This is a genomic window from Streptomyces lancefieldiae, assembly GCF_031845825.1.
GTDB lineage: Bacteria > Actinomycetota > Actinomycetes > Streptomycetales > Streptomycetaceae > Streptomyces > Streptomyces lancefieldiae.
The window spans coordinates 274,483-291,151 of the sequence record NZ_JAVRFH010000002.1; the positions used below are offsets into that span (position 1 = coordinate 274,483).

At 73.1% G+C, this 16,669-nt stretch carries 17 protein-coding genes; 12 read left to right on the forward strand and 5 right to left on the reverse strand.

The window, feature by feature from the left end; translation table 11 throughout:
* The first annotated feature begins 10 nt into the window (after positions 1 to 10).
* From mdlC to RM812_RS03285, 3 genes are all read left to right on the forward strand, one after another.
* Positions 11 to 1,591, forward strand: a complete 1,581-nt coding sequence (mdlC, locus tag RM812_RS03275; RefSeq protein ID WP_311570840.1) for a benzoylformate decarboxylase — start codon at positions 11 to 13, stop codon at positions 1,589 to 1,591.
* A 74-nt stretch (positions 1,592 to 1,665) separates the two neighbouring features.
* Positions 1,666 to 3,120 (forward strand): benzaldehyde dehydrogenase, encoded by a 1,455-nt coding sequence (locus tag RM812_RS03280; protein WP_311570841.1) that lies wholly within the window; start codon positions 1,666 to 1,668, stop codon positions 3,118 to 3,120.
* Between the two features lie 74 nt (positions 3,121 to 3,194).
* Positions 3,195 to 4,448 carry an MFS transporter gene (locus RM812_RS03285; protein ID WP_311570842.1) on the forward strand — a complete coding sequence of 418 codons (1,254 nt, stop codon included), beginning with the start codon at positions 3,195 to 3,197 and terminating at the stop codon, positions 4,446 to 4,448.
* A 183-nt stretch (positions 4,449 to 4,631) separates the two neighbouring features.
* Here RM812_RS03285 and RM812_RS03290 read toward each other — a convergent pair whose 3' ends face one another.
* Positions 4,632 to 5,375 carry a PepSY domain-containing protein gene (locus RM812_RS03290; protein WP_311570843.1) on the reverse strand — a complete coding sequence of 248 codons (744 nt, stop codon included), beginning with the start codon at positions 5,373 to 5,375 and terminating at the stop codon, positions 4,632 to 4,634.
* 73 nt (positions 5,376 to 5,448) lie between these two features.
* Entirely contained in the window at positions 5,449 to 6,438 is a 990-nt protein-coding gene (locus RM812_RS03295) for a LysR family transcriptional regulator (RefSeq protein WP_311570844.1), read from the reverse strand.
* Between the two features lie 218 nt (positions 6,439 to 6,656).
* Here RM812_RS03295 and snpA point away from each other — a divergent pair, with 218 nt between their 5' ends.
* Positions 6,657 to 7,340, forward strand: coding sequence for a snapalysin (gene snpA / locus RM812_RS03300; protein ID WP_311570845.1), 684 nt, complete (start codon positions 6,657 to 6,659; stop codon positions 7,338 to 7,340).
* 28 nt (positions 7,341 to 7,368) lie between these two features.
* Here the strand turns inward: snpA and RM812_RS03305 are convergent, their stop codons facing one another.
* Entirely contained in the window at positions 7,369 to 8,082 is a 714-nt protein-coding gene (locus RM812_RS03305; RefSeq protein ID WP_311570846.1) for an adenosylcobinamide amidohydrolase, read from the reverse strand.
* Between the two features lie 181 nt (positions 8,083 to 8,263).
* On the opposite strand from RM812_RS03305, the gene RM812_RS03310 reads away from it, so the two are divergent.
* Positions 8,264 to 8,614 carry a hypothetical protein gene (locus RM812_RS03310; RefSeq protein WP_311570847.1) on the forward strand — a complete coding sequence of 117 codons (351 nt, stop codon included), beginning with the start codon at positions 8,264 to 8,266 and terminating at the stop codon, positions 8,612 to 8,614.
* A 60-nt stretch (positions 8,615 to 8,674) separates the two neighbouring features.
* Here RM812_RS03310 and RM812_RS03315 read toward each other — a convergent pair whose 3' ends face one another.
* Positions 8,675 to 9,871: a globin domain-containing protein gene (locus RM812_RS03315; protein ID WP_311570848.1), complete on the reverse strand. Its 1,197-nt coding sequence runs from the start codon at positions 9,869 to 9,871 to the stop codon at positions 8,675 to 8,677.
* A 71-nt stretch (positions 9,872 to 9,942) separates the two neighbouring features.
* Entirely contained in the window at positions 9,943 to 10,389 is a 447-nt protein-coding gene (nsrR, locus tag RM812_RS03320) for a nitric oxide-sensing transcriptional repressor NsrR (RefSeq protein ID WP_311570849.1), read from the reverse strand.
* Between the two features lie 147 nt (positions 10,390 to 10,536).
* Here nsrR and RM812_RS03325 point away from each other — a divergent pair, with 147 nt between their 5' ends.
* The 7 genes from RM812_RS03325 (at position 10,537) to RM812_RS03355 (ending at position 16,620) form a co-directional block, all read left to right on the forward strand.
* Entirely contained in the window at positions 10,537 to 10,968 is a 432-nt protein-coding gene (locus tag RM812_RS03325; protein ID WP_311570850.1) for a hypothetical protein, read from the forward strand.
* A 237-nt stretch (positions 10,969 to 11,205) separates the two neighbouring features.
* Complete coding sequence (locus RM812_RS03330; RefSeq protein WP_311570851.1) at positions 11,206 to 12,828, forward strand: sensor histidine kinase; 1,623 nt, start codon at positions 11,206 to 11,208, stop codon at positions 12,826 to 12,828.
* Complete coding sequence (locus RM812_RS03335) at positions 12,825 to 13,232, forward strand: roadblock/LC7 domain-containing protein (RefSeq protein ID WP_311570852.1); 408 nt, start codon at positions 12,825 to 12,827, stop codon at positions 13,230 to 13,232. Before RM812_RS03330 ends, RM812_RS03335 begins: the two co-directional genes overlap by 4 nt.
* Entirely contained in the window at positions 13,229 to 13,573 is a 345-nt protein-coding gene (locus RM812_RS03340; RefSeq protein WP_311570853.1) for a DUF742 domain-containing protein, read from the forward strand. Before RM812_RS03335 ends, RM812_RS03340 begins: the two co-directional genes overlap by 4 nt.
* A complete protein-coding gene (locus tag RM812_RS03345) occupies positions 13,554 to 14,171 on the forward strand; it encodes a GTP-binding protein (RefSeq protein WP_311570854.1) in 618 nt (205 codons plus the stop codon). The genes RM812_RS03340 and RM812_RS03345 overlap by 20 nt, the downstream gene beginning before the upstream one ends.
* Complete coding sequence (locus tag RM812_RS03350; protein WP_311570855.1) at positions 14,168 to 15,400, forward strand: cytochrome P450; 1,233 nt, start codon at positions 14,168 to 14,170, stop codon at positions 15,398 to 15,400. Before RM812_RS03345 ends, RM812_RS03350 begins: the two co-directional genes overlap by 4 nt.
* Positions 15,397 to 16,620 (forward strand): cytochrome P450 family protein, encoded by a 1,224-nt coding sequence (locus tag RM812_RS03355; protein ID WP_311570856.1) that lies wholly within the window; start codon positions 15,397 to 15,399, stop codon positions 16,618 to 16,620. The genes RM812_RS03350 and RM812_RS03355 overlap by 4 nt, the downstream gene beginning before the upstream one ends.
* Positions 16,621 to 16,669 lie beyond the last annotated feature (49 nt).

Here is a 16,669-nt window from a genome sequence, read left to right on the forward strand (position 1 = left end):
AGGAATGTCCGTGCCATCCGTGCGTCGTGTCTCCCACGATTTCCTGGAGCGCCAGGGACTCACCACCGTCTTCGGCAACCCGGGCTCGAACGAGCTGCCCTTCCTCGCCGATCTGCCCGACGGCTTCCGCTACGTCCTCGGTCTGCACGAGGGCGCCGTCGTCGGCATGGCCGACGGCTACGCCCAGGCGACCGGCCGTCCGGTCCTGGTCAACCTGCACGCCGCCTCCGGTTCGGGCAACGCGATGGGCGCGCTGACGAACGCCGTGGCCTCCCGCACCCCGCTCGTGGTGGTGGCCGGACAGCAGGTCCGCCCCGCCATCGGCCCGGAGGCCAACCTGGCCAACGTCGACGCTCCGGCGCTGATGAAGCCGCTGGTCGGCTGGGCGGCGGAGCCGGCGTGCGCCGAGGACGTGCCGCGCGCCCTCGCCCAGGCCGTGTTCGAGGCGCGGCTGCAACGGCGGCCGACCTACCTCTCCGTCCCCTACGACGACTGGTCGGCCGAGGCGGACGACAACGGCCTGGCCGTGCTCGACCGGCAGGTGCGGCGGGCCTCCGTGCCCGACGGCGAGCAGAGCCGCTGGCTCGCCGAACGGGTCACCGCCGCCCGGCGGCCCGCGCTGGTGCTCGGCGGGGACATCGACTCGGCGGGGCTGTTCGACGCCGCGGTCCGCCTGGCGGAGCGCCTGGGTGGCCCGGTGTGGGCGGCGCCCTCGCAGTTCCGGCTGCCCTTCCCCAACCGGCACCCGCTGTTCCGGGGCGTGCTGCCCGCGGGGATCGCGCCGGTCTCGCGGGCCTTCGAGGGTCACGACCTGGTGCTCGTGCTGGGCGCGCCGGTCTTCCGCTACCACGAGTACCTCCCCGGCCGGTACCTGCCGGAGGGCACCCGGCTCATCCAGGTGACCGAGGACGCCTCGGCCGCCGCGCGGGCGCCGATGGGCGAGGCGCTGGTCGCCGACCCGGGGGCCGTCATCGACCTGCTCCTGGCGTCGCTGGACCCGCCCGCAACGCCCGCGGGACCGTACCGGTCCGCGCCCGAGCCGCTCACCGCCGAAGGACCGGGCCTCCACCCCGAGCAGGTCTTCGCCGCACTGCGCGACGAACTGCCCGAGGACACGGCGTACGTCGTGGAGTCCACGTCGACCAACTCCGCGTGGTGGCGCCAGATGGACCTGCGCCGCCAGGGCTCCTACTACTTCCCGGCCGCCGGCGGACTCGGTTTCGGTCTGCCCGGCGCCGTGGGGGTGGCCCTGGGCCGGCCGGACCGCCCGGTCGTCGGTGTGATCGGCGACGGCTCGGCCAACTACGGCATCACCGCCCTGTGGACCGCCGCCCAGCACCGGGTTCCGCTGACCGTCGTGCTGCTGCGCAACGGCACGTACGGGGCGCTGCGCTGGTTCGGCGGCCTGCTCGGCGTGCCGGACGCCCCCGGGCTCGACATCCCGGGGCTGGACTTCACCCGCATCGCGGAAGGCTACGGCGTCCCCGCCCGGCACGTCGGCGGCGCCGAGGAGCTGCGCGCCGCGCTCGCCGAACGACCGGACCACCCGCGTCTCATCCAGGTGGACACGGCACTGACCACACCCTCCTGACCCGCCCGAACCGGCCGAGCGCCCGGAGCCGCTGACGCGCTCGGCACCCGAAGATCCCGAAGAAGGGGAAGAAGATGACACTCCTGGACAGCGACGTCTGGGGCCGGAAGTTCTTCAGCGACGGCTGGCGGGACGCCGCCTCGCGGCACCCGGTCGTCGAACCGGCGACCGGCGACCGGCTCGGCGAGGTCGGCCTGGCCACGGCCGCCGACGTGGCCGGTGCCGCCGCCCGGGCGGCCGAGGCGCAGAGGGCGTGGGCGGCGACCCCGCCGCAGCAGCGGGCCGCCGTGCTGCGCCGCGCGGGCGAGCTGTTCACCGAGCACGCCGCCGAGGTCGAGGACTGGCTGGTGCGCGAGGCCGGCTCGGTGCGGTCCAAGGCCGGCTTCGAGGTGGGGCTCGCGATCGGCGAGTGCTTCGAGTGCGCGGGGCTGCCGACGCACCCGCAGGGCGAGGTGCTCACCACCGAGGAGGCCCGCTGGTCGTTCGCCCGCCGCCGCCCGGCGGGTGTGGTGAGCGTGATCGCGCCGTTCAACTTCCCACTCATCCTCGGCCTGCGCTCGGTGGCCCCGGCGCTCGCCCTGGGCAACGCCGTCCTGCTCAAGCCGGACCCGCGTACCGCGGTGAGCGGCGGTGTCGTCATCGCCCGGATCTTCGAGGAGGCCGGGCTCCCCACCGGCGTCCTCCATCTGCTGCCGGGCGACGGCTCGGTCGGCCGGGCGGTCGTCGAGGCCCCCGAGGTCCGGGTCGTCTCCTTCACCGGCTCCACGCCGGTCGGGCGGGCGATCGGCGAGCAGGCCGGCCGGCTCCTGAAGCGGGCCCATCTGGAGCTGGGCGGGAACAACGCGCTGGTCGTGCTGCCGGGCGCGGACGTGCCGAAGGCGGCCTCGGCGGGTGCGTTCGGCTCGTATCTGCACCAGGGCCAGATCTGCATGACGACCGGCAGGCACATCGTGCACGAGTCGCTGCTGGAGGAGTACACGGCCGCGCTGGCCGCGAAGGCCGAGGCCCTGCCGGTCGGTGACCCGGCCCGGGAGGACGTGGCGCTCGGCCCGATCATCGACCGCCGCCAGCTCGAGCGGGTGCACGGCATCGTCACGGACAGCGTCGCGGCGGGCGCGAAGGTCGCGGCGGGCGGCGAGATCGCCGGCGCCGGTTACCGCGCCACCGTCCTGTCCGGCCTGACGACCGACATGCCGGCGTGGCGCGAGGAGATCTTCGGCCCGGTCGCCCCCGTGATCGGCTTCTCCACCCTCGAAGAGGCGGCCCGGATCGTCAACGACTGCGAGTACGGGCTGTCCGTCGGCATCCTCGGGGACGTCGGGACGGCGATGAAGCTCGCCGACCGGATCGACTCCGGCAAGGTCCACATCAACGAGCAGACGGTGAACGACGAGCCCAACGCCCCCTTCGGCGGGGTCAAGGCATCCGGCACCGGGTCCCGTTTCGGCGGGGCCGCGGCCAACGTGGAGGCGTTCACCGAGACCCAGTGGGTCACGGTCCGCCCGGACATCGCCGACTACCCGTTCTGACCCTTCCGGTCACCCCGGCCACCCCGGCCGCTCCGGCTCCGCTCACTCACACCCGTCCCCGGGGGGAGAGTCACATGACGTCCGCCACCACGTCCGGCGCACCCGCTCAGGCAGGCCACACCGGCAACAGCACCTGGACGGTGATCCTCTGCTGGATCACCGTCCTGCTCGAGGGCTACGACCTCGTCGTCCTCGGCGCCATCATCCCCACCCTGCTCAAGACCCACCACCTCGGCATGACCGCGGGTGACGCGACCTCCATCGCGACGCTCTCGCTCGTGGGCGTCGCCATCGGCGCGGTCTGCGTCGGTCCACTGGCCGACCGGCTGGGCCGCCGCCGCCTGCTCATCGGGTCGGTCGTGCTGTTCTCGCTCTTCACCATCGCGGTGCCGCTGGCGAACTCCGTCGCCATGTTCGCCGCGCTGCGTCTCGTCGCCGGTCTGGGCCTCGGCGCCTGCATGCCGGTCTCGCTCACGATGATGGCCGAGCACATGCCGGCCGGCCGCCGGGCACGGGCCAGCACGCTGACGATGACCGGCTACCACACCGGTGCGGTCATCACCTCGCTGCTGGCCCTGCAGGTGACCGACGACTGGGAGGTCCTCTTCCACCTGCTCGGCGTCGTCGGCCTCGTGGTCGCCGTCATCCAGTGGTTCAAGCTGCCGGAGTCGGAGGCCTTCGTGCGGGCCAAGCAGGACGGGGCCCGACGGGTGCCGTTCACCGAGCTGCTCAAGCCGGCGTACCTGCGTGCGGGCATCGGCATCTGGGTCGCGTCGTTCATGGGTCTTCTGCTGGTCTACGGCCTCAACACCTGGCTGCCCAAGCTGATGAACGACGCCGGCTACCCCGTCCCCACGGCCGTCACCCAGCTCCTCGTGCTCAACATCGGCGGCGTCGCCGGCCTGGTCCTCGGCGGGTTCGTCGCCGACCGGCGGGGCATCAAGGGCACCACCATGGGCTGGTTCGCGGTCTCGGTGCTCATGCTGGCGTGTCTGAGCGTCAAGATGGAGAGCGATCTGCTGCTCAACGTCGTCGTCTTCTTCACCGGCGTGTTCGTCTTCTCGGCCCAGGTCCTCGTCTACGCCTACGTGACGAACTTCTACCCGGCCTCCGTGCGCGGCACGGCGCTCGGCTCGGCGTCCGGGATCGGCCGGATCGGCTCGATCGTCGGCCCGTCGATCACCGGCGCGCTGGTCTCCTCGGGGATCGGACATCCGTGGGGCTTCTACTTCTTCGCCGCGGTGGCGGTCCTCGGCTTCCTGGCCGTGCTCACCCTGCCGCGCACGACGGCCGGCGGCCGGGCGGAGTCCGTGGAGCCGGCCCTCTGACGCCTGCGGGAACACAAAGGGAGCAGCGGGGTCACTCCACCCGCTGCTCCCTTTGTGCTTGTCGCGGTGTTGCGCTTGTCGCGGTGTTCGCCGAGTCCTGCCGGCCGTGCCGGTCGCGGTGCCTCGCGTCCCGGGGCCGTGTCTCGGAACCGTGTCTCGGGGCCGTGTCTCGCGCGTCGGGGCTCAGTCGCGGTCCACGTGCTCGCGCAGGATCTTGCCGTTCGTCGCGTCGACGTCCACGGTCGTCTTGTTCCAGTTGTCGGTCGACACCACGTCGACGGACCACAGGAGCTGCTGGTCGTCGTTGTCGTCCAGTCCGACGCCGGTGACGGTGCCCTTGGTCTTGTCGGTGGCCACCTTCACGGCCTGCTCCGGCTTCTGGGTCGCCTTGCCGAGCCGGTCGGAGACCTTCTGCTTGTCGTCCGCGTCCTGGTCCTCGGCCTGGATGCGGAAGACCTTTCCGGAGACGGCGTCGATGTCGACGCGGTGGACGGTGCCGTCGGAGGTGGCGACCTTGGCCTCCCACTCCGGGGAGCCCTGGCTGGGGGCCGGGTTCGGCATGCTGGGGCTGGGCGAGCCGGTCGACGCGGTGGCCTCGTCCGAGGTGCGCTTGAGTTCGAGGTCGACGAGCTTGCTCTGGGGCACCTCCTTGACGGCGGTGTCGGCCGCCTTGTCCCAGGAGACCTTCGCCATCGGGACCAGGGCCTTGCGCTCGGCCTGGTCCTCGGTCAGGGAAGCCGAAGGAGAGGGGGAGGTGGTGTCGGTGGCGGATGTCGTGTCGGTGGGGGGAGTGGTCTGAGCCGCCTCGGCGACGCTGGAACGTGCCGTGTCGGCGTTCGTGCAGCCGGTCATCAGAAGAACGGAGCTGCCCAGGGCGCAGATGACGGCCATCGAACGAAGGGGCGGGAGACGTCGTACAGAGCTCATGCCTCTCTCCGTAACCGTATGACCGATTTGTCATACCGGCTCGGGTGGGAAACCACCCCAATGGCCGACCTGCTCAGCGGACCGGTACGAACGCCGCCCGGTCGGGCGCCGTGACGGTTCCGGGCGGGCACGGGCCCACGGGGAGGGCCCCGGCGCGTTCCAGCCACTCCCGGTACGCGGTGGACTGGCGGGCCACCTCCCAGTACGCCTCCTCCAGTGCCGGGTAGACGGCGTCCAGCTCCGCCCGGGTGCGCGCGGCCAGCAGGAGGCGGACGCCGAGGGGGTCGCCGTACAGACGGCGCACCGCCATGTCGGGGCGCGACTGGGAGCTGGGCTGGCAGACGGTCACGACCTCGCCGGTGGCGACGAGGGACGCGGCGGTGTGGTAGTCGCCGTGCAGGACACGGGGGTTGAGGCCCACGGCGCGCAGCATGCGGTGCACCCCGTCCCACTCGCCGTCGACGGTGGGGTCGACCATCCAGCGGTCGTCGGCCAGGTCTGCCAGGCGGACGACGGGCCGGGTGGCCGCCGGGTGGTCCGCGGGCAGCATCACGAACTGCGGCTCCCGCTCGACGAGGACCCGCAGCCGCAGGCCCTCGGGGACGTGCAGCGGGCACCCCTCGACCTCGTGCACGAAGGCGACGTCGAGCTGTCCGTCGGTGACGCGGCGCAGCAGCGCGTTGGCGGAGACGTCCATCTGGAGCGTCGGTTCCAGGCCGGGCCGTCTGAGTCTGCGCAGCCAGCCGGCCAGGGCGCGGCTGGCCGTGGAGCCGACGCGCAGCCTGCTGTCGCCGCCGGCCGCGGCGGCGCGGGCCTCGCGGACCAGGGTGCCCATGTCGGCCAGCAGCGGACGGGCCCGGCCGAGGACCGTGCGGCCGAGCGGGGTGGGGCGACAGCCGGTGCGCTCACGGACGAACAGGGGCCCGCCCAGGGTCTGTTCGATGCGGGCCAGCTGGGTGCTCAAGGTGGGCTGTGCGACGCCGAGTTGGCGTGCCGCCCGGTGCAGGCTGCCGGCATCGGCGATGGCGCACAGTGCGCGTAGGTGCCTCACCTCGAGCTCCATGCGGGGAGCGTAGGGCGGAACAGTTGGTTGCGCCAGGTGAACAAAACGCGGCGGATCGGGGCGAGTTCTGCACTCCGGTCGAACCTGTTCCGGGGTTGGCGCACGGCGGGTGATAGCCCGGTCCTATCGCCTGTTGCCATCATCACAGCGGGCTCATGGGCGCTCCACACTCACCGGTGACGACTTCTCACCCCACTCCCCCACACAAGGAGTCATCGATGCGCATCAGTCTTCCCCTGCTGTCCACCGCGGTCGGACTCGGCCTGACGGCGGCCGTGCTCGGCACCGGACCGGCCGCGACGGCCACCGCGCCGCAGGCTCCGGCCCGGGCGGCCACCGTCGGCTACGAGCCGTCGGCCGGCACCGGTGAAGAGGCCCTGAACAACCGGGCGTTCTTCGAGGCGGTCATCAAGTCCGTCGCCGAGAAGCGCGCCGCCGCCCCGACCTCGACGGCCGCCGTCACCGTCTACTACAGCACCACCAACGCGCCCAGCTTCCGCTCGCAGATATCCCGCAGCACCTCGATCTGGAACAGCTCCGTGGCCAACGTGCGTCTCCAGGAGTCAAGCTCCGGCGCCGACTTCGCGTACTACGAGGGCAACGACTCACGCGGCTCGTACGCCTCCACGGACGGGCACGGCAGCGGCTACATCTTCCTCGACTACCGGCAGAACCAGCAGTACGACTCGACCCGCGTGACCGCCCACGAGACCGGGCACGTGCTCGGTCTGCCCGACCACTACTCCGGCCCGTGCAGCGAGCTGATGTCCGGCGGCGGCCCCGGCCCGTCCTGCACCAACGCCTACCCGAACGCCAACGAGCGCAGCCGGGTGAACCAACTGTGGGCCTACGGCTTCAAGGCCGCCCTCGACAAGGCGCTGCAGAAGTCCTCCCAGCGCTGAGCACCTGAGCGGACGCCTGGGCAGCCGGTCAGGACCGGGGACGCGTGCTCCGGGCCGCCTTCGCGTGCTCGGGCAGAGCGGCGAGTACGGCGCGGTGGACGGCCCGGGCCAGCCGGGCTCCCCACTCGGAACGGGGGCCGGCGAAGGAGTGGGGCTCCGCGCCGGTCCCCGGGGCGCGGACGGCGACGCACACGGCGTCCGTGGGAGTGCCGGAGCAGTCGAGGCCCGACTCCAGCAGGGCCTGCACCTTGGCCTCGGTCGCCGTCATCACCGCGTTGACCAGGGCGGCGTCGTCCAGGGTGACCGGCAGCGCGGCGACGATGTTGATCGTGCCCGGTGCGGCGGCCCCCGGGGCGCCTTCCCCGGGTGAGGCCGCCCACCCGCGTACCGAGACACCGGCGGTCACCACGGCTTCCGCGCCGCCGTCCCGCGCACGGCCGGGGACGGAGACGTCCGCGGCCGTCATCAGGCCGACGCCCGGACCCCGGGCACCGGCGGCGAGGGCCAGGTCGGCCAGGTGCCGCGCGGGGTCGGTGCGGCGGTAACCGTGGGCCACCTGGGCGTTGAGCACCCAGGCGCGCTCGGCGATCCCGCCGCCCAGCACGGCGCTGCTGGCCATCCGCCAGCCCGGGCCCGGGCGCCACAGCAGGGCGTGCAGCCGTTCGCCGTCCTCCCTCCGCGTCAGGCGCTCCGGGTTCAGCAAGCCGGACCCGGTACGGGGCGGTGGCAGGAGGGCGGGCACCGGTCGGGCTCCTCGCGGGGGTCAGGGACGGACCGGATGATCGTACTCAGTGCCGGTGCTCTGCGGATCCGTCCCGGACTTCCCCGGACTTCCCCGGAACGACACCGGCGCATTGCGGTCCCGACCCAGGAGCCTTTCACTGAACACAACTTCGCCACCAGGCGTCGGATCGGAGGCCGCAATGCTGTCCCACACCCTGGAGCATGGGGTCCTGGTCATCACCGTGGACCAGGACCCGGGAATCGACGGGCGGGCCACACTGACCACGCGCATCACCAACCTGGTCGACGCCCATCAGCCGACCCCCGTCGTCATCGTCCTCACCGAGCGGGCCGGCGGCCATGCCGCGGTCAGCGCCGTGCTCCGGGCCCACCAGTGGTGCGGTCGGCTCGGCGTCCTGATGTCCGTGGTCACCCACAGCGCGCCCGTCCGGCGGCTGCTGCAGAACAACGCCGACACCTCCGGGCCGCGCCTGGTCGTACACGCCCGCGTCGACACCGCCATCACCACGGCGTTCACCGCGGCGGTCTAACGTCCGTACGGAAACCCGGCGGTCACGCGCTCGTGTCACACGGCGCGTGACCGTCGACCGCTACCGCTGTCCGAGCCAGAGGTCGGGGCCGAAGACCTCGTAGTGGATGGCTTCCGCGGGCACGCCGCGGCGCAGCAGGTCGCCGCGGACGGCGCGCATGAAGGGCACCGGGCCGCACAGGTAGACCGTGAGCCCCTCGGGCAGTTCGAGGCCGCCGATGTCGGCGCGGCCGGTCGACGCCTCCGGTGCGCCGTCGCCGGGCTCCTCGTACCACAGGTGGAGCCGGGCGTCGGGGAGCGCGCCTATCAGGTCGAGCTGCTCCTGCCGGTGGGCGTGGTCGGCGGGGGTGCGGTCGGCGTGCACGACGGTCACGGGGCGGGTGGCGCCGGTGGCGGCCAGGTGATCCAGCATGGCCAGCATGGGGGTGACGCCGATTCCGGCGGAGGCCAGCAGCAGGGGGCCGTCGTCCTGCGCCAGTGCCAGGTCGCCGAACGGGGCGGACACGGTGAGCACGTCGCCCACGCGTGTGTGCGCGTGGATCCAGGACGAGACCTCGCCGTCCGGCTGCCCCTCGCCCTGGACCCGCTTGACGGTGATGCGCCAGTCGGACCGGCCGGGCGCGGCGGACAGGCTGTACTGGCGGATCTGCCGGGAGCCGTCCGGCAGCCGGGACTGGACGCTGACGTACTGGCCCGGACGGAACGGCCTCGCGGGGCGGTCGTCGGCCGGCCGGAGGACGAGGGAGACGGCGTCGCGGCTCTCCTCGCGCCGCTCGACGACCTCCATGCGGCGCCAGACCTCTCCCTCGGCGACCTCCGCCTCCTGGTAGAGGCGGGTCTCGACGGCCACGAGCGCGTTGGCCATCAGCCAGTAGACCTCGTCCCAGGCCTCGGCGACCTCGGGGGTGACGGCGTCGCCGAGCACCTCCGCGATCGCGGCGAACAGATGACGGTGGACGATCTTGTACTGGTCGGACGTGACGCCGAGGGAGGCGTGCTTGTGGGCGATCCTGGACAGCATCGCGTCCGGACGGGCGTCGGGCCGCTCCAGCAGCATGCCGGCGAACGCGGCGATGGAGCCCGCCAGGGCCCGCTGCTGCTCCCCGTTGGCCTGGTTTCCCCGGTTGAACAGGTCCCGCAGCAGTTCGGGATGGGCGTCGAACAGCTTCCGGTAGAAGAGCTCGGTGATGTCACCGATGGCCGCTCCTACCGCCGGAAGGGTGGCCCGGACCACGGGGACGGACTGTTCGGAGAGCACAGCGACTCCTTAATTGGTAGATGATATTCGTGTTTTGTGTCACAGGTCGGCGTCGGGCGGCCGCCCGTCCGTCACACGGAGGGGCGGTCGGACAGACCGATCAGGACCGGGCCGGTCGGCGAGGCGACGAGGTCGGCCACGGTCAGCGGGTCGAGCGCGGCGTAGAACGCCTCCTGGGCGTCACGCAGCGCGCCGCGCAGCCGGCAGGCCCCGCGCAGCGGGCACGGCGACTCACCCTCGCAGGCGACCACCTCGCCGTCACCCTCGAGCTCGCGCACCAGCCAGCCCACCGAGGCGCGCCTGCCCAGGTCGGTCAGCGTCAGCCCGCCACCGCGGCCGCGCCGCGCCTCCACCACGCCGAGGTGCTGCAGGCGTGTGATGGCCTTCGCCGCGTGCGTGTACGGCACCCCCACGACCTCGGCCACCTCGCGGGTGGCCGGCGGGTCGTCACCTTCCCTCAGGACCGCCAGGCGCATGACGGAACGCAGTGCCAGGTCGGTGAACTTCGTCAGCCTCACGAACAGGACGCTATCAAATACGCATGTTAGATTCGCCTTTACTTACGGCGGTGCCCCTGTGGAGTACGTCACGACGGGCCAGGCCGGGTCGGCCGCCCACCAGGGGGTACGCCGGCACAGGATGAGCAGTGCGGAGGGTGACACCGGATGGCAGCGGAAGACAGCGGCTCCCCCTTTCCGGCGGCGGGCCCCGCCCTCCCCCGGGTCCTGTGCGACACCGCGGAGCTCCTGTCGTACGGGCCCGACGCGCCGGCCGGCGCCCTGTGGAAGCTCGCGGAACCGGGGCGGCAGCTCGACGCCAACGTCGTCCGCATCCCCCCGGCGGGGCGGGTCGACACCCATACCGAACCGGACCTCGACGTCCTGCTGCTCGTCCTCGACGGAGGGGCCGCCCTCCTGTGCACCGACGGCGAGCGCCCCCTGCGGGCCGGCGTCCTGACCTGGCTGCCCCACGGTTCGACGCGCGGTGTGCTGGCCGGCCCGGACGGGGTGACGTATCTGACCGTGCACCGGCGCCGCCCCGGGATGCGGATCCAGCCGCCCGCAGCCGCCGACCGGCTCCGGCCGGACGTCGGCTGACACCACGGCCCTCGGGCCGGCGCGGGCGGCCGCAGACGTCCCCGCGAGGGGGCGGGCGGCGGGCGGCGGGGAACTGGCGGAACAGGCCCGGAGATTGATCGAGATCCTTCTCCTTTGGACCGTGAACTCTCGTATAGTGATCGCCAGTTGCGTGCCGTGTGAAGGCTGCTCCCCGCCCACACGCGCCCCGAAGGACGACACGAGGGCTGCTCCGGCGGCCTGGCGAGGACCCGATTGATGACCGCGCCCGCCCGCCCCCGCGACCGCACCGCTCCCCGCGCTCTCACCGTCGTGGCCCTGCCCTGCGCGACGGTGTCCGCGCTCGTCGTCGGCGGTGCCGTCGCCGCGGCGCCGTCCTCGGTACGCCTTCCGCTCGCCCTGGGCGCGAGCGCCGCGGCGCTCCTGCTCTGCGTGGCCGTGACCGTGGCCGTGCACGCCGTCCGCGGGGAACGGGCCACCCGCCGACTGCTGGACGCCGCCCGCGCGGACGCCGCGGGACTCGCTCAGGAACGGGTGCGGGTGGCCGAGCAGGCGCGTCAGGAGCAGGAGCGCCTGCGGGCGGAGGCCGATCGCGAACGGGCCCGCCTCGCGGCGGAGTTCGGCCGCGAGCGGGAGCAGCTCACGGACGGCTTCGAGCAGGAGCGGGTACGTCTCGCCGAGCAGCGGGCCCAGGAGGTCGCCCGGCTCACCGAGGAGGCCGGCCTGCTGCGGGAACGGCTCGACCGGGCGACCGGTGAACGTGCCGCCGCGGTCTCCGCGACCGCCAACGCGGCCGGCCGGATGCAGGCGCTGGCCACCGGGATGCTCGCCGACCTGCGTGCGATGGAGGAACGGCACAGCGACGAGGACGTCCTGTCCGACCTGCTCCACCTCGACCACCGCACCGCGCAGGCGGGCCGGCTCGCCGACTCCGTCGCCGTCCTCACGGGGGCCCGCTCCGGACGACGCTGGGCGCGGCCCATCGCCATGGAGTCCATTCTGCGCGGCGCCATGGGCCGCATCGCCGGCTATCAGCGGGTGCGCGTGCACTCGACCAGCGACGCCGCGGTCGCGGGGCACGCCGCCGAGGGCGTCATGCACGCGCTGGCCGAACTCCTCGACAACGCCGCGAACTTCTCCCCGCCGACCGCCGAAGTGCATGTGTACGTCGAGGAGGTCCCCGCCGGCGTCATCGTGTCCGTGGAGGACAGCGGGCTGGTGATGGGCGAGGTGCAGTTGCGCCGGGCCCAGCAGGCGGTGTCCGGCGAGTTGGCCGGGCTCGGCGGACTGACGGGGACCCGGCTGGGGCTCGCCGTGGTGGGCAGGCTGTCCGTCAAGTACGGGCTGAAGGTCTCCTTCCGGCCGTCCGCGCGGGGCGGTACGGGCGTGCTGATGCTCGTGCCCCAGGACATCCTGAGCGGCCCCGCCGCCGACGGTCCGGTGGCGAGCCCCCTGCCCTCGGCCCCCGCCGATCCGCCCCGGCCCACCGCGGCGCTCGCCGCCGGGTCGGCCGGGTCCACCGAAGTCGATCCCGAGCCGCTGCCCGCCCACGAGTCGGCGGACCGCGGACCGGACGCGGCTGCCGAGTCCGCCGATCCGGTCACGGGGCTGCCCCGGCGCCGCCGCGGCCGCACCCTCGCCGCGGCGGAACGCGCCCGCGCCACCCGGTCCACCGAGCCGCGCGCCACACCGCCCGCCGACGACGCGAAGGCCCGCGCCGCCCGCTTCGGCAGCTTCCGCCAAGCCGTACGGGCCACCGGCCCCGCCACCGCGCGGGACGGTGCCCCGCAGGCGGAGCCCGCCGCACCCGCACCGGCCGAGACGGCCCCCGACCACCCGTCCCACTCGCACGCGCACCCGGAAGGCGACACCACTTCATGACCGGCTCGACCACCGCCGACGAGAAGCTCACCTGGCTCATCGAGGGCCTCCTGGAGCGCACGCCGGGCGCGCGGCACGCACTCGTCCTCTCCCGTGACGGCCTCAAGCTGTGCCGCACCCCGGAGCTCTCCGTCGACCAGGCCGACCAGCTCGCCGCGATCGCCGCCGGCATCCAGTCGCTGTCCCACGGCGCCTCCGTGGAGTTCGGCGACGGCAGCGGCGGGGTGCGCTCGGCCATGACCGAGTTCTACGGCGGCGTCCTGTTCATCGTGGAGGCCGGTGAGGGGGCGCACCTCGCCCTGGTCACCTCCGAGGACGCCGACGCGGGACTCGTCGGGCACAACATGAGCGAGCTCATCGAGCAGCTCGGCGAGCACCTGACCGCGCGGCCCCGCACGTCATGAGCCGCCCCGGCAGGGACGACGCACCCGACCGCCTGTACACCGTCACCCAGGGACGCAGCCGGTCGGGCCCCGACAACCCCTTCGACCTGGTCACCCTCGTCGTCGCCGAGTGCGAGCCGACGCCCGGCATGCAGTCCGAGCACGCGACGATCCTCAGGATGACCGGGGCCCCGACGGCCGTGGTGGAGATCGCCGCCGAGCTGCGGCTCCCGGTGAGCATCACCAAGATCCTGCTGTCCGACCTGCACGCCGCGGGCCGCGTCAGCGCGCGCCACCCCAAGGCAGCCGTCCCCGATCCCGACATCCTGGAGCAGGTGCTCGTTGGACTCCGCAACCTCTGATGCCCGCACCCCCTTGGGTGCGTCCGCCGACAACGGCCTGAAGATCGTGGTCGTGGGCGGGTTCGGCGTCGGCAAGACGACCATGGTCCGCTCGGTCAGCGAGATCCGTCCCCTCAGCACCGAGGAGACGATGACGCAGGCCGGCGAGGCGGTCGACGACATCAGCGAGGTGCGCGGCAAGACCGCGACGACCGTGGCCTTCGACTTCGGCCGCATCAGCCTCGACGCGCACAACGTGCTGTACCTGTTCGGCGCGCCCGGTCAGGAACGGTTCTGGTTCCTGTGGGACCGGCTGTTCTCCGGCACGCTCGGCGCGGTGGTCCTCGTCGACACCCGCCGCATCGACGACTCCTGGTACGCCATCGACCGCCTGGAGCACCACGGCACGCCGTTCATCGTCGCCTGCAACGACTTCGGCGGGCCCCAGCACCCGCCCGAGGCCGTGCGCGAGGCCCTCGACCTGGATCCGCGGGTGCCGCTGGTCACCTGCGACGCCCGGTCCCGCGCATCCAGCAAGCAGGTGCTGATCACGCTGGTCGAGCATCTCCGGGCCCGCTACGCCGGCCACGCCGCCCAGCCCCGACAGGAGTTCGTGTGAGCCCCGACGCCACCGACGCCGTACCGCTCAGCGGCCCCCGCTTCCAGACCGAACCCGCGCTGCTGTACCGGCAGATGCGGCGCGAGCACGGTGCCGTCACACCCGTGCTCCTGGACGGGGACGTCCCGGCCTGGCTGGTGCTGGGTTACCGCGAACTGCACCAGGTGACCGGCGATCCGGTGCTCTTCAGCCGGGACTCCGACCTGTGGAACCAGTGGGAGAACATCCCCGACGACTGGCCCCTGCTGCCGATGATCGGCCGCAAGCAGCCGTCGATCCTCTACACGGTCGGCGAGAGGCACCGCGAACGCGCCGCGATGATCAGCAACGCGCTGGAGGCCGTCGACGCGCACGTCCTGCGCGGCCACGCCGAGCGGTTCGCCGACGAACTCGTCGACCGGCTCTGCGCCAGGGGCGCGGCCGATCTGGTCGGCGACTACGCCATGCTGCTGCCCGTCCGGGTGCTGGCCCGCCTGTACGGCTTCCCCGACGACCAGGGACCGGCCCTGGTCACCGCCCTCAACGACATGATCGACGGCAGGGAGCGGGCCATCGCCGGCCAGACGCACCTCGCCACGTCGATGGCGCGGCTGCTCGCCGACCGTAAGGCGGCGCCCGCCGACGACGTCGCCTCCCGGATGCTGGCCGACGACAGCGGCTTCAGCGAGGAGGAGGTCGCCCAGGACCTGATGGTGATGATGGCCGCGGGCCACCAGCCGACGGCGGACTGGATCGGCAACTCGCTGCGCCTGATGCTGACCGACGACCGCTTCGCCGCCTCCCTCTTCGGTGGCCGCAACAGCGTCGCCGAGGCCATGAACGAGGTGCTGTGGGAGGACACGCCCACGCAGAACGTGGCCGGCCGCTGGGCCCTGCGCGACACCCGGCTCGGCGGACGCCACATCCGCGCCGGCGACCTGGTGCTGCTCGGCCTGCAGGGCGCCAACTCCGACCCGCAGGTCCGCACCGACGGCTCCGCGCTCACCGGCGGCAACAACGCGCACTTCTCCTTCGGCCACGGCGAGCACCGCTGCCCCTTCCCCGCGCAGGAGGTCGCCGAGGTCATCGCGCGGACCGGCATCGAGGTCGTCCTCGACCGGCTGCCGGACATCGACCTGGCCGTGCCCGCCGGGTCCCTCACCCGTCGCCCCTCGCCCTGGCTGCGGGGGCTGACCGAGTTGCCCGTGCGGTTCACCCCGACCACTGCCCTGGGAGGCACGTCAGCATGACGACCGGCACCGAAGAAGCGCGGATCCCGCTGGACCCGTTCGTCACCGACCTGGACGGCGAGAGCGCCCGGCTGCGCGCGGCCGGACCCCTGGCCGCCGTGGAGCTGCCGGGCGGTGTGCCCGTCTGGGCGGTCACCCACCACGCGGAGGCCAAGGCCCTGCTCACCGACCCCCGCCTGGTCAAGGACATCAATGTGTGGGGGGCGTGGCGGCGGGGCGAGATCCCCGCGGACTGGCCGCTGATCGGGCTGGCCAACCCGGGCCGCTCGATGCTGACCGTGGACGGCGCCGAGCACCGCCGGCTGCGCACGCTCGTGGCGCAGGCGCTCACGGTGCGCCGGGTGGAGCACATGCGCAAGCGGATCACCGAGCTCACCGACCGGCTGCTGGACGAGCTGCCCGCGGACGGCGGCGTGGTCGATCTCAAGTCGGCCTTCGCCTACCCCCTGCCGATGTACGTCATCGCCGACCTGATGGGCATCGAGGAGGCGCGGCTGCCGCGGCTGAAGGTGCTGTTCGAGAAGTTCTTCTCGACGCAGACGCCGCCCGAGGAGGTCGTCGCGACCCTCACCGAGCTGGCCGGCATCATGGCCGACACGGTCGCCGCGAAGCGTGCCGCGCCCGGCGACGACCTGACCAGCGCGCTGATCCTGGCCTCCGAGGACGGCGACCACCTCAGCGACGAGGAGATCGTCTCCACGCTCCAGCTCATGGTGGCGGCGGGCCACGAGACCACCATCTCGCTGATCGTCAACTCCGTGGTCAACCTCGCCGCGCACCCCGGGCAACGGGACCTGGTGCTGTCCGGTCGGGCGGACTGGTCCGCGGTGATCGAGGAGACGCTGCGCTACTCGACCCCGACCTCGCACGTCCTGATCCGTTTCGCGACCGAGGACGTCCCGGTCGGCGACAAGGTGCTGCCCGCCGGGGACGCGCTGATCGTGTCGTACGGCGCGCTGGGCCGGGACGAGCGGGCGCACGGTCCGACGGCGGGCGAGTTCGACATCACCCGCGCCTCGCAGAACCGGCACATCTCCTTCGGTCACGGCCCTCATGTGTGCCCCGGCGCGGCCCTGTCCCGCCTGGAGGCCGGCGTGGCGCTCCCCGCACTCTACGCCCGTTTCCCGCGCCTGGACCTGGCGGTGCCGGTGTCGGACCTGCGCAACAAGCCGGTGGTCACGCAGAACGACCTGTTCGAGCTGCCGGTCAGGCTGGCGTAGCGACGCACCGGCCTGGGCCGGGGCCCTCGACCCGCGGGGCGTTTGCTCC